General features: G+C 73.2%; 1 protein-coding gene. It reads right to left on the bottom strand.

The genetic code is table 11. The annotated features are described in order from the left end of the window. Window positions 1–366, bottom strand: a 366-nt coding sequence (locus PUR61_RS16585) for a hypothetical protein (protein WP_329879619.1), incomplete at both ends; no start/stop codon positions are given.

Raw genomic sequence — 366 nt, 5'->3', positions numbered from 1 at the left:
TAGGGTGGTGGCTGTTCGAACCGCTTAGCGACACCTCGGTGGAGGACCTCCGGATGGCCGTCCGACTCGACGCACTCGACCGACTCGCCGTGCCCGTGATCGCCGCGCCGATGGCGGGCGGGGCGTCCACACCGGAGCTGTCGGCGACCTCGCGGTAGGCGGCGACGTCGGCGTGGCCCATCTTCTTGGCCCTGGCGTCCGCCTTGGCGCGGTCCCGCTGCTCCTGCATCAGGCGGCGGAAGCCGTGCCCGTCGGGCAGGTCGAGTTCGGGCAGGTGCCACTTGCCCCCGTAGCCGCAGTCGTAGCCGGCGTCGGCGAACAGCCGGCCGAGCACCGGCTGCGCGCCGCCCTCGTTCCCGGTGACCC

This window comes from Streptomyces sp. BE20 (assembly GCF_036322525.1).
In the GTDB taxonomy this organism is placed as follows: domain Bacteria; phylum Actinomycetota; class Actinomycetes; order Streptomycetales; family Streptomycetaceae; genus Kitasatospora.
Note: the sequence above shows the minus strand (reverse complement) of the source record. Positions and strands in the feature narration are given on the sequence as shown.